Origin of the sequence: Shewanella marisflavi, assembly GCF_023283925.1 — a bacterium.
Taxonomy (GTDB): domain Bacteria; phylum Pseudomonadota; class Gammaproteobacteria; order Enterobacterales; family Shewanellaceae; genus Shewanella; species Shewanella marisflavi.
Map to the genome: position 1 here is coordinate 1 of NZ_JAKIKX010000006.1, position 15,961 is coordinate 15,961.

13 protein-coding genes and 1 pseudogene are annotated in these 15,961 nt (G+C 52.2%); 5 read left to right on the plus strand and 9 right to left on the minus strand.

The window, feature by feature from the left end; genetic code table 11:
- Nucleotides 1-404: integrase repeat-containing protein (locus tag L2712_RS12795; RefSeq protein ID WP_283104842.1), on the minus strand; the 404-nt coding region annotated here is incomplete at its 3' end.
- Nucleotides 401-1,705: a gamma-mobile-trio recombinase GmtY gene (gene gmtY / locus L2712_RS12800; RefSeq protein ID WP_248978001.1), complete on the minus strand. Its 1,305-nt coding sequence runs from the start codon at nucleotides 1,703-1,705 to the stop codon at nucleotides 401-403. The genes L2712_RS12795 and gmtY, both read right to left, overlap by 4 nt.
- Before the next feature lie 138 nt (nucleotides 1,706-1,843).
- Between gmtY and L2712_RS12805 the strand changes: the two are divergent.
- From L2712_RS12805 to L2712_RS12820, 4 genes and pseudogenes are all read left to right on the plus strand, one after another.
- A pseudogene (locus L2712_RS12805) lies at nucleotides 1,844-2,185 on the plus strand (GreA/GreB family elongation factor); the annotation flags it as partial.
- A 221-nt stretch (nucleotides 2,186-2,406) separates the two neighbouring features.
- Complete coding sequence (locus L2712_RS12810; RefSeq protein WP_248978002.1) at nucleotides 2,407-4,200, plus strand: thiamine pyrophosphate-binding protein; 1,794 nt, start codon at nucleotides 2,407-2,409, stop codon at nucleotides 4,198-4,200.
- Between the two features lie 127 nt (nucleotides 4,201-4,327).
- Nucleotides 4,328-6,691: a Tex family protein gene (locus tag L2712_RS12815; RefSeq protein WP_248978003.1), complete on the plus strand. Its 2,364-nt coding sequence runs from the start codon at nucleotides 4,328-4,330 to the stop codon at nucleotides 6,689-6,691.
- A 298-nt stretch (nucleotides 6,692-6,989) separates the two neighbouring features.
- Complete coding sequence (locus L2712_RS12820; protein WP_248978004.1) at nucleotides 6,990-8,954, plus strand: LTA synthase family protein; 1,965 nt, start codon at nucleotides 6,990-6,992, stop codon at nucleotides 8,952-8,954.
- Here L2712_RS12820 and L2712_RS12825 read toward each other — a convergent pair.
- Together L2712_RS12825 and bioH are read right to left on the minus strand one after the other, a co-directional pair.
- A complete protein-coding gene (locus tag L2712_RS12825; RefSeq protein ID WP_088905702.1) occupies nucleotides 8,947-9,438 on the minus strand; it encodes a hypothetical protein in 492 nt (163 codons plus the stop codon). The genes L2712_RS12820 and L2712_RS12825 overlap by 8 nt on opposite strands.
- A gap of 58 nt (nucleotides 9,439-9,496) precedes the next feature.
- Entirely contained in the window at nucleotides 9,497-10,276 is a 780-nt protein-coding gene (gene bioH / locus L2712_RS12830; protein ID WP_346347564.1) for a pimeloyl-ACP methyl ester esterase BioH, read from the minus strand.
- Between the two features lie 32 nt (nucleotides 10,277-10,308).
- Here bioH and L2712_RS12835 point away from each other — a divergent pair, with 32 nt between their 5' ends.
- Nucleotides 10,309-11,067 (plus strand): ComF family protein, encoded by a 759-nt coding sequence (locus L2712_RS12835; RefSeq protein WP_248978005.1) that lies wholly within the window; start codon nucleotides 10,309-10,311, stop codon nucleotides 11,065-11,067.
- Here L2712_RS12835 and L2712_RS12840 read toward each other — a convergent pair.
- The 5 genes from L2712_RS12840 to L2712_RS12860 all read right to left on the minus strand — a co-directional run bounded on the left by L2712_RS12840 (nucleotide 11,064) and on the right by L2712_RS12860 (nucleotide 15,831).
- Nucleotides 11,064-11,546: an MgtC/SapB family protein gene (locus tag L2712_RS12840; protein WP_033540290.1), complete on the minus strand. Its 483-nt coding sequence runs from the start codon at nucleotides 11,544-11,546 to the stop codon at nucleotides 11,064-11,066. The genes L2712_RS12835 and L2712_RS12840 overlap by 4 nt on opposite strands.
- A 136-nt stretch (nucleotides 11,547-11,682) precedes the next feature.
- Nucleotides 11,683-11,889: a helix-turn-helix transcriptional regulator gene (locus L2712_RS12845; RefSeq protein WP_033540289.1), complete on the minus strand. Its 207-nt coding sequence runs from the start codon at nucleotides 11,887-11,889 to the stop codon at nucleotides 11,683-11,685.
- Entirely contained in the window at nucleotides 11,886-12,311 is a 426-nt protein-coding gene (locus tag L2712_RS12850; RefSeq protein WP_033540288.1) for a hypothetical protein, read from the minus strand. Before L2712_RS12850 ends, L2712_RS12845 begins: the two co-directional genes overlap by 4 nt.
- Before the next feature lie 169 nt (nucleotides 12,312-12,480).
- On the minus strand, nucleotides 12,481-13,704 hold the full coding sequence (locus tag L2712_RS12855) for a dicarboxylate/amino acid:cation symporter (protein WP_346347565.1): 1,224 nt from the start codon (nucleotides 13,702-13,704) through the stop codon (nucleotides 12,481-12,483).
- Between the two features lie 321 nt (nucleotides 13,705-14,025).
- The gene (locus tag L2712_RS12860; RefSeq protein WP_248978006.1) at nucleotides 14,026-15,831 is read right to left on the minus strand and encodes a hypothetical protein; all 1,806 of its coding nucleotides are present in this window, start codon (nucleotides 15,829-15,831) and stop codon (nucleotides 14,026-14,028) included.
- Nucleotides 15,832-15,961: the final 130 nt, after the last annotated feature.

Sequence of the window (15,961 nt, forward strand, 5' to 3'; positions counted from 1 at the left end):
GCGATGGCCAAGGTTTGCGCCGCCTGTTGGGCTTCGGCGAGAGTGGGGTAATATTTGTCTTCAGTGCCTAAAAATGAAGGCCAGCTTTGCCAGTCGGCTGCATAGGTTCGGCTTGGGCTGCTGGGTAAGCGAGGGTCCTGACGGTAGCGCTTTTGGTATTCGGTCAGAGTGGCGATGGCCAAGGTTTGCGCCGCCTGTTGGGCTTCGTCGAGAGTGGGGTAATATTTGTCTTCAGTGCCTAAAAATGAAGGCCAGCTTTGCCAGTCGGCTGCATAGATTCGGTTTGGTTGGCTGGGTAAACGAGGGTCCTGACGGTAGCGCTTTTGGTATTCGGTCAGAGTGGCGATGGCCAAGGTTTGCGCCGCCTGTTGGGCTTCGGCAAGGGAAGAGTAGAATTTTTTCATAGCTCTAATTCCCTCATTTTACTTCTGATTTCTTTATCTTGTGGCGATATATAGATAAGACAACTATCTGGATTTTTATGATGCATCGCTTTTTGTATTTCTAATTGGTTGAAGTGAGAGACTGCTAGTCGATAACCATAAGAGTGCCTGTGGGAGTGTGGGCTAGTGCCGAGGTGTTTCCCAGCATCAAGTCCGATGCGTTCTACAGCTCGCTTGTACTTTTGAAGAAAGTTCTTCTTTGATTCAGGCCCACCTATCGAATTGCTAAAAAGATATGGATGATCTCCGTCAACTCTTATCGCTAAGTATTTGTGTAATAACCAGGTGAAATCGTTGGCCTTGTTTGCTGGAAAAAACATGACATCAAATGATAGGTTTCGATTTGTTAGCAGAGGTTGCTTCCAGCCGGAATAAAGCTGATGGGATCGTTTGTACTCATTACGTGGCTTTTGACGAAATCGACTGTTTAAGTAGTCTCTGCGATTTGAGAACCTTGGTTCAGGACTTGCTCCATCACTGGGATGAAAAACTGAAACTATTGCTGAGCCTGTTTTGGTATCAACTGAAATGTCACTGGTATAAATGTGGAAGCATTCGGATAGTCTAAGACCGCCGTAATGCATCAGCATCACAATTAGCAGGCTTCCGAAATCCATGTCACCGGTTCGAGGATTAAGAAAGCCATATTGTAAGAAACGTTCGAAATGTTCTTCTGGGAAGCGATGTACTGATTCAATCGCCAACAGATGATTCAATGGGCCTTGAATGTTGCGCACAACAGAGGAGTGATGTTTTGATCGATTGCTGAGGTGGTTTAAGAAACAGTTTGATTGGCGTTTATAGTAAGCGCACCAGCGCATTCTCTCTTCAGCTTTAGTGGCTTTTCTTAATGGATTTAGATTGGGTAGCTCATGACCATGAAGTTCATCTAAATAGTCGCAATAGAAGTTGATGTGGCCAAGTATTGCGTTAACATCCTCAACCCTTCTTGATTGCCAGTACAAACCAGATTGGTCATCGTTTGAGTTATCTATTGAACCAAAGCAAAGGGTATCGACAAACGAGCGAAGCATCTCCGTGGCCGAAGTAGAAGTATTTATATGGGCATTGATAAATTTTAGTAGTAGTTCTACTGCAAATATATTTCGTTCAATCCAAGATTGAGATTTGTGACGTTTTGAATAAAGGAATCTGAGATGCGATACAAGGAGACCTTGCTCAGTAAAAATTGCAGGAAGCGTAACCATTAAAGCTGATTGATTAGCTTTATAGTTAACATGCCTCTTGAAAACATAAGCCATAACTCACTTCCTAAACTAGATACTTTTTATTACATAGTTAGTGTTACTAACATATGATCTTTGAAATAAAATCTATTGATCTAGAGCATTAAACTATTCACTTTCATTTGTTTAGTATGCTTATTGGCATGGTACTAATACACTTACAACAAGCGTTTACTGCGCCAAATAGACAGCCGTGTGCGCTATCTGGTGAAGCGGGTGGAGGATCTGCAAATTGTCGACTATTCCCCCCAGCAAGAGGGCAAGGTGTTCTTTGGTGCCTGGGTGGAGCTGGAAAACGAGGCGGGCGAAATTGTACGCTATCGCATCGTCGGTAAGGATGAGCTGGATACCAAGCTCGGCTATATCACCATAGACTCGCCCATGGCCAGAGCTCTTATTGGTAAGCAGGTGGATGACGAAGTGGTGGTTAACACGCCCGCCGGTAAGAAAGAGTGGTACGTCAACAAGATCCAATATAAGGCCTTTGAAGACTAGCGGCCAAAGTAGGATGTAAGCCTGAGGTAACAGGTCATCCACTTTTTAACTGATTGATATTATATTTAATATTTAGCTCTTAGCTTCGTTGTAACGAAATCTTGTCACCCTGGAGATCATCTGTCATTGCCTGGCCCCTGATGGCTTGATGATCTCGATCAAAGCGTCGCATTGCGACTCCTCCTAGGCTACAGGCTGTTTTGGATAACCGAGAGCCTGCCGTGTCTGTATCGATTGAATCTAATTTTGGCGCCGATTACGCCGCCCATCTCCCCTTGTTAGGCGATAGCATCGCCGAACTGCTTGCCTTCTTTGGCGTGAAGCGTGTCTATGGTGTTGGCGGTGACTTTGTCGCTAATCTGATTAATGCGCTGGATAAGCAGGTCGCGGTATTGCCGTCCAGCAATGAGATGCACGCAGGTTTTAGCGCCTGTGCTCAGGCCGAGTTAAACCCACTTGGTGTCTGTATGACCACCTATACGGTGGGTAGCTTGCCCTGCACCTCGGCGGCTGCCTTAGCGCGTACCGAAGGCCTGCCTGTGGTAATTATCTCGGGGGCGCCCGGTGAGGCAGAGATCAACAGTCAGGCGCTGCACCATAGCGTGCACCCTCATACGGCTTGGCATACGGATCTCGATGCAGCGCTCAACGCCTTCAAGGCGCTGGGGGTGCGCGCCGAGCGTCTGCAAGGCCAGCGTCATAGCGGTCAGCCCAATGTGGCGGCGGAGCAATTTTTGCAGCTGCTGCTTCATGCCTATGTGAACCGTCAACCCGTGTATATTGAGGTGCCGCGCGACCTCATCTATCAGCCGACTCAGGCATTAAACCTGCCTAGCTGCCCGAGTGAGTTAAGGCCGCAGGCGCTCAATTTGAGTGGCGCCGAGCTGATCGCCAATCAGATCCGCACTCAGCTGACTCGTGCTAAGGCACCCTTGGTGTTTTTGGGAGAAAAGCTCAGGCTTAACCCAGTGTTATTGGAAAAGATTCTGACCTTCTGCGAGCATCACCATCTGCCCTATGCCACCACCTGGTTTGGTAAGGGAATGCTGGATGAGTCAAAGCCGCTCTGTTTAGGCAGCTATAATGGCGTGTTCAGCCGTTTGCCCCAGCAGCAGTATATCGAGTCAGAGGCCGATTATGTGCTGGAGCTGGGTACGGCGATTTTCCCTTCTGACACCAACAATGCCTTTAGCAGTCAGACCCATGCCATAGATAATCACGGCAACAAGACGATGCTGAAGGGCACGGCGCAGTGGGAGACTGACGTAGATGCGGTGATCTCGCTGCTGATTGAGCAGCCGCTGGCATTGCAGACGCAAGTCAACCTGAACCCAATAGAGGCAGAGAAGCCTGCGCCGCAAGCAGAGCTTGGCTATCATCTTCTGGCAGCGGGAATTAATGCTGCGCAGCAGGCAGCGACTCGCCCCTTCATCTTTGTGCCAGAGGTGGGTAATTCGCTGTTTGCCAGCTTTGAACTCGACACCCTTGGCAGCGATATCGGTCGCAGCTATCTGGCCAATCCTTGGTATGCCGCCATGGGCACCAGTCTGCCTTACGCCAGAGCTGTGGTGGACCAACTTTCGGAGCTGGGAAGCGATCAGAGCGTGGTTGTGATCACTGGCGATGGTGGTTTTAACTTTCAGGCCAATGAGCTGATCAATTTGCAAAAGCAGGGCGCAAACTTAGTGGTCGTCTATATGCGCAACAACATCTTCCATCTGGGCAAGGCCGGTGATGCCCCCATCTATGCCTGTAATCACGAGGGATTCGATCCTAAATTATTGATTCAGGCCTATGGCGGCAGGGGGCATCTGTGTCAGTACATTGGTGAATTTGTTGATACCCTGTGTAGCTGCGTCGCCAGCGGTGGCCTGCACCTGATCGAAGTGCCAGCACCGATTGAAGAGGCGGCCCAGAGCGATACCACTCAGAAGCTCAACTGTTATATCGGCTATCGCAATGGTGATGTTGAGGCGATTTCACGCTGGCAAGAGTTGTGCGAACAACGCGGCTAAACTGAGAGATGTGTCGCCTATTTAACTCGCCAAAAACTGGGGTTGCGACAGATAGGGCGTACAACTTAGTCCGTGCCTGTGTTATCTTTGGCGGCAATTAACTCTCTATTTGGGCACGATGTAATCTATGCAAAATATTGCACAAATCATCGCTCAGGAACTCAATGTTCGTGAGCAGCAAGTGACGGCAACTATCACTCTACTGGATGACGGCGCGACGGTACCTTTCGTGGCGCGTTATCGTAAAGAGGTCACAGGTGGTTTAGACGATACCCAACTGCGCACGCTATATAGTCGCCTAGGCTATCTGCGCGAACTTAACGATCGCCGTCAGGTGATCCTCTCCAGCATCCAGGCCCAGGGCAAACTGACCAGCGAGCTACAGGCCGCTATCGACCAAGCCGACAGCAAGACGCGTCTGGAAGACCTTTATCTTCCCTATAAGCCTAAGCGTCGCACCAAGGGACAGATCGCCATCGAGGCGGGGCTGGAACCTTTAGTGGATCGTTTACTTGCCGATCGTCAGGCGGATATCGAGGCCTTGGCGAGCGAGTACCTCAATGCCGAGGCGGGTTTTGATGACGTAAAAGCTGTGCTCGATGGCGCTCGTTTCATCCTGATGGAGCGTTTTGCCGAAGATGCCGAGCTGCTGCAGAAGGTGCGTCAGCATCTGACCCAGAGCGCCGTGCTCGAAAGCCGTGTGCTTAAGGGCAAGGAGAAAGAGGGCGCCAAGTTCAGAGACTATTTTGAACACAGCGAGAAGCTGATGAATGTCCCGTCGCATCGTGCGCTGGCCATGCTGCGTGGTCGCAACGAGGGCATTTTGAGCCTGAGCATGAATGCCGATCCCGATAACGAGTCTAAGCAGGGCAGCTATTGCGAGGTGATTATCGCCGATCACTTTAACCTAAAGCTCAGTGACTCAGCGGTGGATCAGTGGCTTAAGCTAGTGGTCACGTCGACCTGGCGTATCAAGATCGCTTTGCAGATGGAAACCGAATTTATTGCCAAGCTGCGTGAACGCGCCGAGACCGAGGCGATTAACGTCTTCGCCCGTAACCTGGGCGATCTGCTGATGGCAGCCCCTGCCGGTGCTAAGGCGACACTGGGGTTAGACCCAGGGCTGAGAACCGGCGTCAAGGTGGCCGTGGTGAACAACACGGGTAAGCTGATGGCGCACTCCACCATCTTCCCTCATGCGCCGCAAAACCAGTGGGAGAAGTCGATCCGCACTTTGGCCAATCTGGTTAAGATGCATAAGGTTGAGCTGATCGCCATTGGCAATGGCACGGCGTCGCGCGAGACTGACAAGCTGGCGGGAGAGGTGATTGCCGCGGTGAAGGGTGAGATGCCGACACTCACCAAGATCATGGTGAGCGAGGCGGGTGCCTCTGTCTATTCTGCCTCTGAGTTGGCGGCGGAGGAGTTTCCTGATCTGGATGTATCGATTCGTGGCGCCGTCTCTATCGCCCGTCGTCTGCAGGATCCTTTGGCCGAGCTGGTGAAGATCGAACCTAAGTCTATCGGTGTGGGACAATATCAGCACGATGTGAGCCAGAGTCAGCTGTCCCAGTCTCTCGAAGCCGTGGTGGAAGATTGTGTAAACGGTGTTGGCGTGGATCTCAACATGGCTTCTATGCCGCTGTTGACCCAGGTTGCGGGCTTAAACAAGACGCTAGCGCGTAATATCGTCGAGTATCGCGACCAGAATGGTCAGTTTACCTCGCGTAAACAGCTGCTTAAGGTGCCACGTCTCGGTCCTAAGGCGTTCGAGCAAGCCGCCGGTTTCCTGCGTATTCGAGAGGGAGAAAACCCATTGGATGCCAGTGCTGTGCACCCCGAGACCTATGCCCTGGTTGAGCGTATTGCCAAGGCGCAACAACAGGCGGTCGATGCCCTGATCGGCAACAAAGATCTGCTCAAGCAGATCGATGCTAAGGCGTTTGTGACCGAAGAATTTGGTTTGCCTACCATAGAAGATATTCTCAGCGAGCTGGATAAGCCGGGCCGTGACCCTAGAGGCGAGTTTAAGACCGCCGTGTTTAAGGAAGGGGTCGAGGAGATCAAAGATCTTAAGCTTGAGATGATCTTAGAGGGCGTGGTGACCAATGTGACCAACTTCGGTGCCTTCGTCGATATTGGTGTGCATCAAGATGGTTTGGTACATATCTCCTCGCTTACCGACAAATTTGTCAGCGATCCCCATACCGTGGTGAAGGCGGGTGATGTGGTCAAGGTGAAGGTGATGGAAGTCGACGTTGAGCGTAAGCGTATCAGCCTGACCATGCGTCTGGATGAGAAACCCGGCGAAAAGGCAAGTGCTCATCAGGGAGCAAAGGGGCCTGCTAAAGGGCCACAGGGTAAGGGCAGTCAGGGTAAAGGCCATCAAGGCAAGAGTCAGCCTAAGGGGCAATTTAAACAGCCTAAGGCGCCGGCCAACGCGGCCATGGGTAACGCCTTTGCCGATGCCTTTGCTAAATTAAAAAAATAGCCAATAAGTAAATAAAGAAAAAGCCAATTCCTTTAGGGGGATTGGCTTTTTTTGTTTCAATATTCTCGTGTTTCCTATCTCTCAAGCCGCTCCTGCAGGCACCCTTCGACAAAACTTTCACCTTGTGACTGCTCTACTAGATGATGGCCAGACTTGTCTATTTTCGTTGATTGTGCGCACTTTGAAACATAAATAGAACTTAAGTTTTACTTTTATGTCAAACTATCGTTCGACGTGCGCAAGAAAACAAGTGCTTCGCCAGAAAGCATTCGACTATATAAAAATACTTGGAAAATTTATGACTAAAGTTAAGTCAGCTTTGGGGCCCTTTGGCGCCATTATCTATTTTGGATTGATAGCCTTAGCCATCACGACACTGAGCCGTATCGGCTTAGGTATATGGCAGGCCGATAGGGTGGCAGCCGTGGATGGCTGGTCTCATCTTCTGTTACAGGGATTGAGAGTGGATTTCGCTACCCTGTGTTGGCTCTGGGGTATCGCGGCCTTAGGGACTACACTCTTTGCTGGCGATCACCTTGTGGGACGTGGCTGGAAGTCTGTGCTCCGAGTCTGGCTGACTCTGGGGCTGTGGTTGATGATTTTTCTAGAGCTTTCTACTCCCTCATTTATTGAGGAATATGGCCTAAGGCCGAACCGTCTCTATATCGAGTACCTTATCTATCCCAAAGAGGTGCTCTCCATGTTGTGGACCAGCCGTAAGGGGGAGATATTTCTCGGATTGCTGGTCACTAGTCTTAGCCTTTGGGGTGGCTGGCGCCTGAGTGGGCGCTTACTCAAAGATGTGGTTTACCCTCGCCGGCTATGGCGCCCGATAATAGCGCTGCTGGTGATCGTAGTGACCTTGCTGGGCGCGAGATCTAGCCTGGGTCACCGTCCACTGAACCCGGCCATGGTTGCCTTTGCCGATGATCCTCTGGTGAATTCTCTGGTAGTTAACTCCTCCTATTCTTTGGTGTTTGCCATTAAGCAGATGGGGGCCGAAGCTAGTGCCTCTGAGGTTTACGGCAAGCTGGATAAGAGTCAGATCATCGACAATATTCGTAAAGACAGCGGTCGCCCGCTGAGCGCCTTTACCTCAGAGTCCCTGCCCAGCGTGACCTATAACCAGGCAAGTTATCAAGGTAAGCCGAAGAATTTAGTGATCATATTGCAGGAGAGCCTGGGAGCGAGGTTTACCGGCTATCTTGGCGGCTTACCCCTGACGCCCAATATCGACGCCTTGGCAAAGGAGGGGTGGGCTTTTAACCGTCTCTATGCAACAGGTACCCGCTCGGTTAGAGGTATCGAAGCGGTGACCACAGGTTTTACACCGACACCGGCGCGATCTGTGGTCAAATTGGGTAAGAGTCAGACAGATTTCTTTACCATCGCCGATCTGCTTAAGATGAACGGTTATCAGACTCAGTTTATTTACGGTGGTGAGAGTCATTTCGATAACATGCGCACCTTCTTCCTGGGTAATGGTTTTAGCGATATCGTCGACCAGAAGGATTATAAAGATCCTGCGTTTGTCGCTTCTTGGGGTGTGTCGGATGAAGATCTGCTCAAGCGGGCCAATGATGAATTCGAACAGTTCCATAAAGAAGGTAAGCCTTTCTTTAGTTTAGTGTTTAGTTCTTCTAACCATGAGCCTTTCGAGTTCCCCGATGGCCGCATCGAGCTTTATGAGCAACCCAAGCAGACCCGCAACAACACCGCCAAGTATGCCGATTATGCGGTGGGAGAGTTCTTTAAACTCGCTAAGCAGTCCAGCTACTGGAAAGATACCCTGTTTGTGGTGGTGGCCGACCATGAGAGCCGTGTCGGCGGTGCATCGCTAGTGTCTGTTGAGCAGTTTAGGATCCCGGCGATCATTCTGGGGGATGATATTGCCCCTAAGATGGATCAGCGAGTGGTGAGCCAGATAGATTTGGGGCCGACGCTTTTATCGCTAATGGGGATATCGGGCAGCTATCCTATGCTAGGGCGAGATCTGACCCAGGTGGATGACAACTGGGCTGGTAGGGCCCTGATGCAGTATGACAAGAACATGGCCTATCTGCGTGGCAATGATATGGTGGTTCTTCAGCCCGAGCGCGAGCCAGCAGGTTATGTATATGACTTTGAGAGCAAGACGCTTACCCATAGCCCTCAAAGCGATGAGATGAAGCAGATGGCCCTGTCATGGGCGCTGTGGGGGAGCATGGCTTATCAGCAGCAGCTATATCAAACGCCGCTGCAGCAGGTAGCATCGATTAAATAAAGGTGGATAACTCAGGCTCTCCCTTGGGGAGAGTTTGGGTTTGATAGAAGTTGGCGACATGGGCCGACACACTCTGATAGAAGCTGGTGGCCTGATTGTCGAAGCGAGTCTTGGGTTTCTGCGGTTCCTGTGGTGATTCAGCCTGTGGCGATCGTATGTCACGACGGGCCAGCGCAGGTTTCATGATTAGAGGCCGAATGATGGCCGCACCTTGTTTCGCCTGTTGCTGTTGTTGCTGACCTTCCTGCTGATGTTGGCCCTGACCCTGCTGTTTGGCCTGAACTTTTTCGTTGAGCCTAGCTTGTACATTGGCCTGATCGGCAGCGCGCTCGTTCTGCGGGTTAAAGGGGCGCTCTTCGTTGCTCTTGGCCATCTGAGGCGCAGGAATAATAGGCGGGCGTTGCTGACTTTCTACCCGTGCGCTATCGGTCGCGGCGTTGGTCGTCGCGATCGGCACTTGCGGATAGTTGGTCACCACTAACATAGAAAACTCCTAGACGGTTGTCTAAATAATAACCAAAAAGTGTTATGAATTAAAGTGATTATTCTTTAAGCGCCTGCAACCAGGTCTCTACCCCTTCGACAAACTCGCCTTTATGGGAAAAGAAGGGCGCGTGAGAAGCCTTGGGCAAGATAAGATCTTTATATAGCTCGGTATTCACCGGCATCAGCGGCTGTACCCGGCGAGACACCAAGCCATCTAAACGCCCCCATACTCTCAGCCAAGGCCGTTGAATTTCTTCGAGTTGCGGCCTGAGGTCCACCTCTTTGAGCATTTGCAAGCCGGCGCGCAGCGCGCCAGCATCCGGCAGCGGTTTGGCCATTACCAGATCCCTAAGCTGCTTGATATCCTGTTTAGCGGTTTCGCTACCCATGGCTTGTATGGCCAGGAATCGCTCGATCATCTTACCGAGATCTTGCTCCAGCTGGTCGCCAAATTGCCCCAGAATCTGCGGCGGAATACCTGGCCAGCCTTCGGTATCACGCGCCATAAAGCAGGGAGAGGAGGCTATGGTGAGTAGTGCGTCGATACGCTCTGGATAGCGCACCGCCGCACGGGTAGCGATAAGCCCGCCGAGGGACCAGCCAGCCCAGATCGCCTGCTCAGGTACCTGCTCCATGATGTGATCGACCCAGGTATCCAGTTCACCACTGATGGCGGGGCTGTCACCGAAGCCCGGCAGGTCGATGCAAATCAGTTGGTGATCGGCAATTGCGTGGTGCAGGGGGTTAAAGACGGCGCTGTTGACCCCCCAACCATGGAGCATGACGATGGGACGGCCTTGGCCTATAGTTTCAATGTGCAAGGATTGCTGACTCACAAAGATGCCTCTAACGGTCGGATACAAGTTAAATGGATAGAACTCATCTGAATTTATCGCGTTGGCACTGGCTCGGCGCCAGGCTGAAACGCCTGCTGGCGGCTAGTCTACCCAATCGCTGTATGATGTGCCATCAAAGGGTGGTCTTGCCACAGCGAGGGATCTGTTTAACCTGCCTGCACGCGGGCCTTTATTCTTCTCCTAGCTGCTTGGGCTGTGGCCGGCTTATTAGCGTGCAAACCTGCTATTGCGGTGCCTGCATGAAAAGCCTGCCAATTAAAGTGGTTGCCCCCGCCAGTTATCATGATGGGCTGGGTGAGGCGGTGGCGGCAATAAAATATCAGGGGCAGCTGGCTGGCCTGACGCCTTTGGTGAATGCTTTGGTGCAGCGAATACAGGCACTGGTAGAGATAGAGGCGATAACCCTGCCGCAGGTGTTAGTGCCTGTGCCTCTGCATCCTAAACGTTTGCGTGAACGGGGTTTTAATCAGGCTTATTTGATTGCCAGTGAGCTGGGTCAGGCACTGTCACTGCCTGTCTTGCCCCATGCACTAGCGCGGATCTGCGATACTCAGCCTCAGGCTGGCTTAACCGGCAAGCAGCGGCGGCGTAACTTAGCGGGCGCGTTTAGCTTGATGGAAGATTTTGATTATCAGCGCATCGCCCTGATAGATGATGTGGTGACCACAGGCACTACGGTCAGTGAAATCACCAAGTTGTTTGAGCGCCGCTATATTCAGGTACAGGTGTGGTGCCTGGCAAGAGCCGAGGCACCACACCTAAATGATTAATAGCCGTTGCGACGCCAGTTACGGTATTTGGTATGTACCCCGCGGGTAAAGAGCGAGGAGTATTCCTCCAGCAGATCCACGCCGTAGAGAATGGCGACCACCAGGAGCGATAGCTTGATCCCCACAAAAGGATCGATCACCGCAATACAGACACCTATGGCGGCCAAGGCCCAGATGGCGGCGGCAGAGGTCACCCCTACCACGACACCCTCTTTCGCCAGCATGACACCTGCCCCGAGAAAACCTATGCCTGTCACTACCTGACCTATGATGCGCGAGGGATCTGATACCGAGGTGGCGACGGTCATGGAGGCGGTGATGAAGATATAGGTACCCAGCACGATCAGAGAAGAAGTGCGTATACCCACGGGTTTGCCCCTGAGTTGGCGCTCCAGGCCTATGATGAGGCCGCAGAGTACGGCGCTGCCGAGTTCGCGCCAGCTAAAGGGATCGATAGCTACCCAAGCATCAAAGTTCATGGTTTGGTCCTAGTTCAACAGTTTGGTGCAGAGGGCTTACGGGCGGGATAACGTCTTGGGCGGATCTGCGGGTCAATTTTCGGCGAGTGTCGATCTAAAAGGCCCCTGAGTCAATAGGGGCCAGAAGAAAAAATGCTCAGGCTTCAGCGCGGGTTTCATCCTCGAAGATCGCCTCGATGGGAAGTTGAAACAGGCGGGCAATTTTAAAGGCCAGCGGAAGGCTGGGATCGTACTTGCCCTTCTCGATAGCGTTGACCGTTTGTCTCGACACATCCAGCAGACCTGCGAGATCGGCTTGAGTCCAGTTCCGCTCGGCGCGCAGGGGTTTTAGTCGGTTTTTCATCTGTAGTTGAGCCTCCCTATAATGATGCCCAGCATATAGGTTAGCGCCAGCAGTACCACCAGGTAGGCGGCCTTGAGATCCGGTAGCAGATCCGCCAGATCCAGAATCGAATAGATGGAGAAGCCTATGATGCTGACGCCAACAGCCAAGGCGAGGGCATCGAGTTGTATCTTGCGCTCCATCTCGTCAAGCTGGCGTAAAAAGCGCTTAAACGCCAGTAACATCCAGATGCCTAAGACGCTGTGAACTAGCAGGCAGGTGGCCAGTATCCAGTTTGAGGTCAGATAGTCTTGGTGCGCCAGCCAAGAGGTGCCGCCCAGGCTGAGTGCCCACAATAGCGCGAGTAAGTTAACCCGGTTGGCATTCTTGATATCCCTTAACGGCAATCCTTTTGAGCAGATGGCGTCGATGATCTGTTTCATGTGCAGTTCCTCTCGCTTGATTAAAATGTCAAACACCCTTTACACATCAAGTTAAGTCAAAAAACAACCAAGGTCAAGCTTGCTTTACATAAAGTTTGGTTTGTTTGACTTTGCCCAGCAGGCAAGAGATGAAAAAAAGGTGCCCATAGGGGCACCTTAGTGAGGGCATCTAGCTGTGACTGTATTTATCGAGGATCACGGCGCACGCGGCGTCCCCCGTAATATTGAGCGAGGTGCGGATCATGTCGAACACCCTGTCCAGGGCAAACAGTAGTGGTAGTCCATCGATGGGGATACCGGCGGCCAGTAGCACAGCGACGACCAGGAATGACGGGCCTGGCACCCCTGCCTGACCTATGGCGCCCAGGGTCGAGGTGAAGATGATCGCCACATAGGCGCCGAGGCTGAGATCGATACCGTACATCTGAGCAAAGAAGATAGCCACCAGACCGTAATAGATGGCGTTGCCGCTCATGTTAATGGTGGCGCCTAGTGGTAGCACGAAGGAGGCGGTAGGTTTAGACACGCCCAGTTCCTCTTCACAGGTCTCCATGGTCACCGGTAGGGTCGCCATAGAGGAGGCGGTAGAGAGCGCCATCACCTGAGGCTTCTTCATGACACTGATAAATTTTTTGGCGCTCACATTAGAGAACAGCTGCACCAGCAGCGGGAAGAAGAGAAAGCCAAATAGTAAGATGCCGAAGACGAACACGGCAAATAATTTAAACACCACTTCTAAGGCATCGAAGCCGAAAGTACCGACCGAATCGGCCATCAGGCCGAACACCCCGATAGGCGCGATCACCATGACGCAGTTGATCATCCAGACGAAGGCATCGACTATGGTGTTAAGCGCCGCCAGAATAGGCTTGCTGCCTTCTCCCTTCACCTTGGTCAGGGCGATACCGAAGAAGATGCTAAATACCAAGATCTGCAAAATATTGCCGCCGGTGAGCGACTCGAACACATTGGTGGGGATCATACCGATAAAGGTATCCATCACACCGGGCAGAGCGCCTTGCTCTTCGGTCACTTTCATCAGGCCGCTGGCGCTGTGGGCGGTGAAGTCGACGCCCTTGCCGGGTTGGAACAGGTTACCCAGTAGCAGTGCCAAGGAGACGGCCACGCCCGAGGTGAGGATGAAGAAACCAAAGGTGCCTATACCTATTTTGCCCGCCGAGGGGCTGTCTCCCAGGCTGGCGGCACCAGAGATGATGGAGACCAGCACCAGAGGGATAACCAGCATCTTGATCAGGTGGATGAATATGGTGCCCAACGGTGCAAATATGCTGGCCTCTTCGCCCATGATAAAACCGACGGCAGCGCCGATAATCATGGCGATCACCACTTGCACCCCGATATTGCCTAATAGCCTACTTGTCTTGGTTTTCACCTTTGCCTCGTCTTATCTGTGTTTTGCTAGTGGAATGAGTATAGTCTTGCAGGCGCGCAGCGTAGCACGGGCGAGGGGAGGAGTCTGTGAATTGGGGCTTATCCCGAGGATAAAGCCAAAGCACTCATTACAAGCATGAGGTCTAAGCATTAGGTTTAAGTATTGGGCGTGAACGGCGGGATTTTGAGGGGGATAGCCTGGTTCGGCCAAACAGCTCAGGGAACAATTTGTGGAAAGAGAAAGAGAAAGAGAAAGAGAAAGAGAAAGAGGATGGGGTTCACCATCCTCTTTGCTTGTTTAGCTGACTCGCCCGGCTTAAGGTTACTGCCCTTTGACGACTGCCTCCAGGTGTTGGTGGAAGCGTTGGTTGAAGTTGTCTTCATTGCCGTCGAAGCTGAGGCTGAGGTAATCGCCGAGCTTGCCGCTGTAGTCGGTGGCCTCGTAGACACTGACTTCGATGAGCGTATCTTCTTGGATCAGATAGTTATCGACAGACACAAATTCGGCATAGGCGGCTGGTAGGTCTATCTGCTTCACACGCAGAACAGGTTCATCGCTTGGACTGGTGCTCAACGACCATTGATAAGTCGTGACCTCTCCCGTGATGTTGAGTTTGATGGTCTGGCTCTCTTCATCGATCACCACGTCGTCTGGGTAGAAGGCAGGCCAGAAGAGGCGAGCGACATCTGCCGTGGTTAAAAGCTCTGGATCTTGATGGCTTGGCATGGGCCAGGTGGCGAACTCACCCCGTACACGACACATCACGTCCGCAGCCTGCTTTCCACGGTAGCGATACACCTGGCTTGGCCAATTGAGCTCGGCCAGCTTGAGTGCTGGTGGTGTGGTACTGAGAATGGCCTGCCACTCCTCGCCTGTGCCTGAGTATTTAGTGAATTCGATTGTGATGGGGACCGAGGTGCCGCTGTACACTGTGTGTAGTGTGTTGTCTTTGAACTTAATCTCCGGCGGCTGATAGTCTTTATCGCCTTCGATAACCCATAGTTTTAATTCACCGTTCCAGCACTCCTCTGGAGTGTCAGTTCCTTCGCGATCATCGAATACCCGGCCATTGACCTTGCCTTCGACGATAGAACCTACGAAGGTGAGATCGGGTGTGCCATAGGTGAGGGTAAAGAGGCTCTGCAATGTGGCGGGGGCCAGGGTGAAGTTGCTATGCAGCTGGTCGTCCTCAAGGAAATGGTTGTTGATCACCTGCCAATCGGCGTCCGACATGATCTTCTCATCGATTGGCGTCTCGATATAGCCTTGGGCGATCAGCGCATTGCTGACCAGAAAGCGCACCGCCATGGGGTCGCTGGCTAAATATTCCTGAGTGCTTGTACCGCTGGCTTCTACCAGGGCCCTTAGTTGATCCCGGGTCATCGACATGATGTCGTCCACGGCCAGCACATCGCTGAGCTGCTCGCCGATTAGCGCCTCTAGATGGCGGTGCAGTTGGTAGGTGTCGACAAACTCAGGAGCCAGAGATTGCTCGGCGCTGAGTTTATAGGGATTCCCCTCGCGTTCGTAGATAGTCAGTAGCATGGCGGCGAGCAGGGTGCGCTGGGTTGCGATATCAAGGGATGTGGTACCAGCGGCGCGCATGCGTGCGACGCGCTGATACTCTAAGTTAGTCATAGGGTTGAGAGCGCCGCCGTGTTCTTGCAATGCGATCAGCTTGCCTTCTCCTTCCGTGAAGATGATGGTTTGAGTGCTATCTGATTCACCTTGCTCGCTTGAGGTATTTGCATTTAAGAGATCGGTGCGAAACGCAGCCTTGAGTAGGGCTGGCTTGCTGCTGGCCTCAGCTGCCTGCTGCCAGCTGGCGACTAGCTCATAGACGGGCATTTCTACGTCACTTTCCCAGTCGATCTGATACTTACCTTCTGCATCCGCGACTGTGCTGGGCTCATCATTATCACAACTGGCATTTTGGTTAAGGTCCACGCAGACCTCGGCGCCGGCTACTGCGCCCTGATACACCACAGTGCCGATCACTTGATGGTCGAAGCTAGTGGGGGGCGGCGTGCCGCCGTCAGTGGGAGTGTCTGAATCCTTATTGGAGCCGCCGCAGGCACTGAGTAGGCAGGTGCCGAGCAGCAGAGAGCTAAGGTGAGTTAAACGCATATTTGTGTCCTTACAAATATTAACAATGAAAAGGACCCGACAACGACAACTTAGCCAAGGTCCAATACGGCTGAAAGGACATTATCTATGGCTTTGATTAAATTACCATTACCCGAACGGGTAGGTTAGG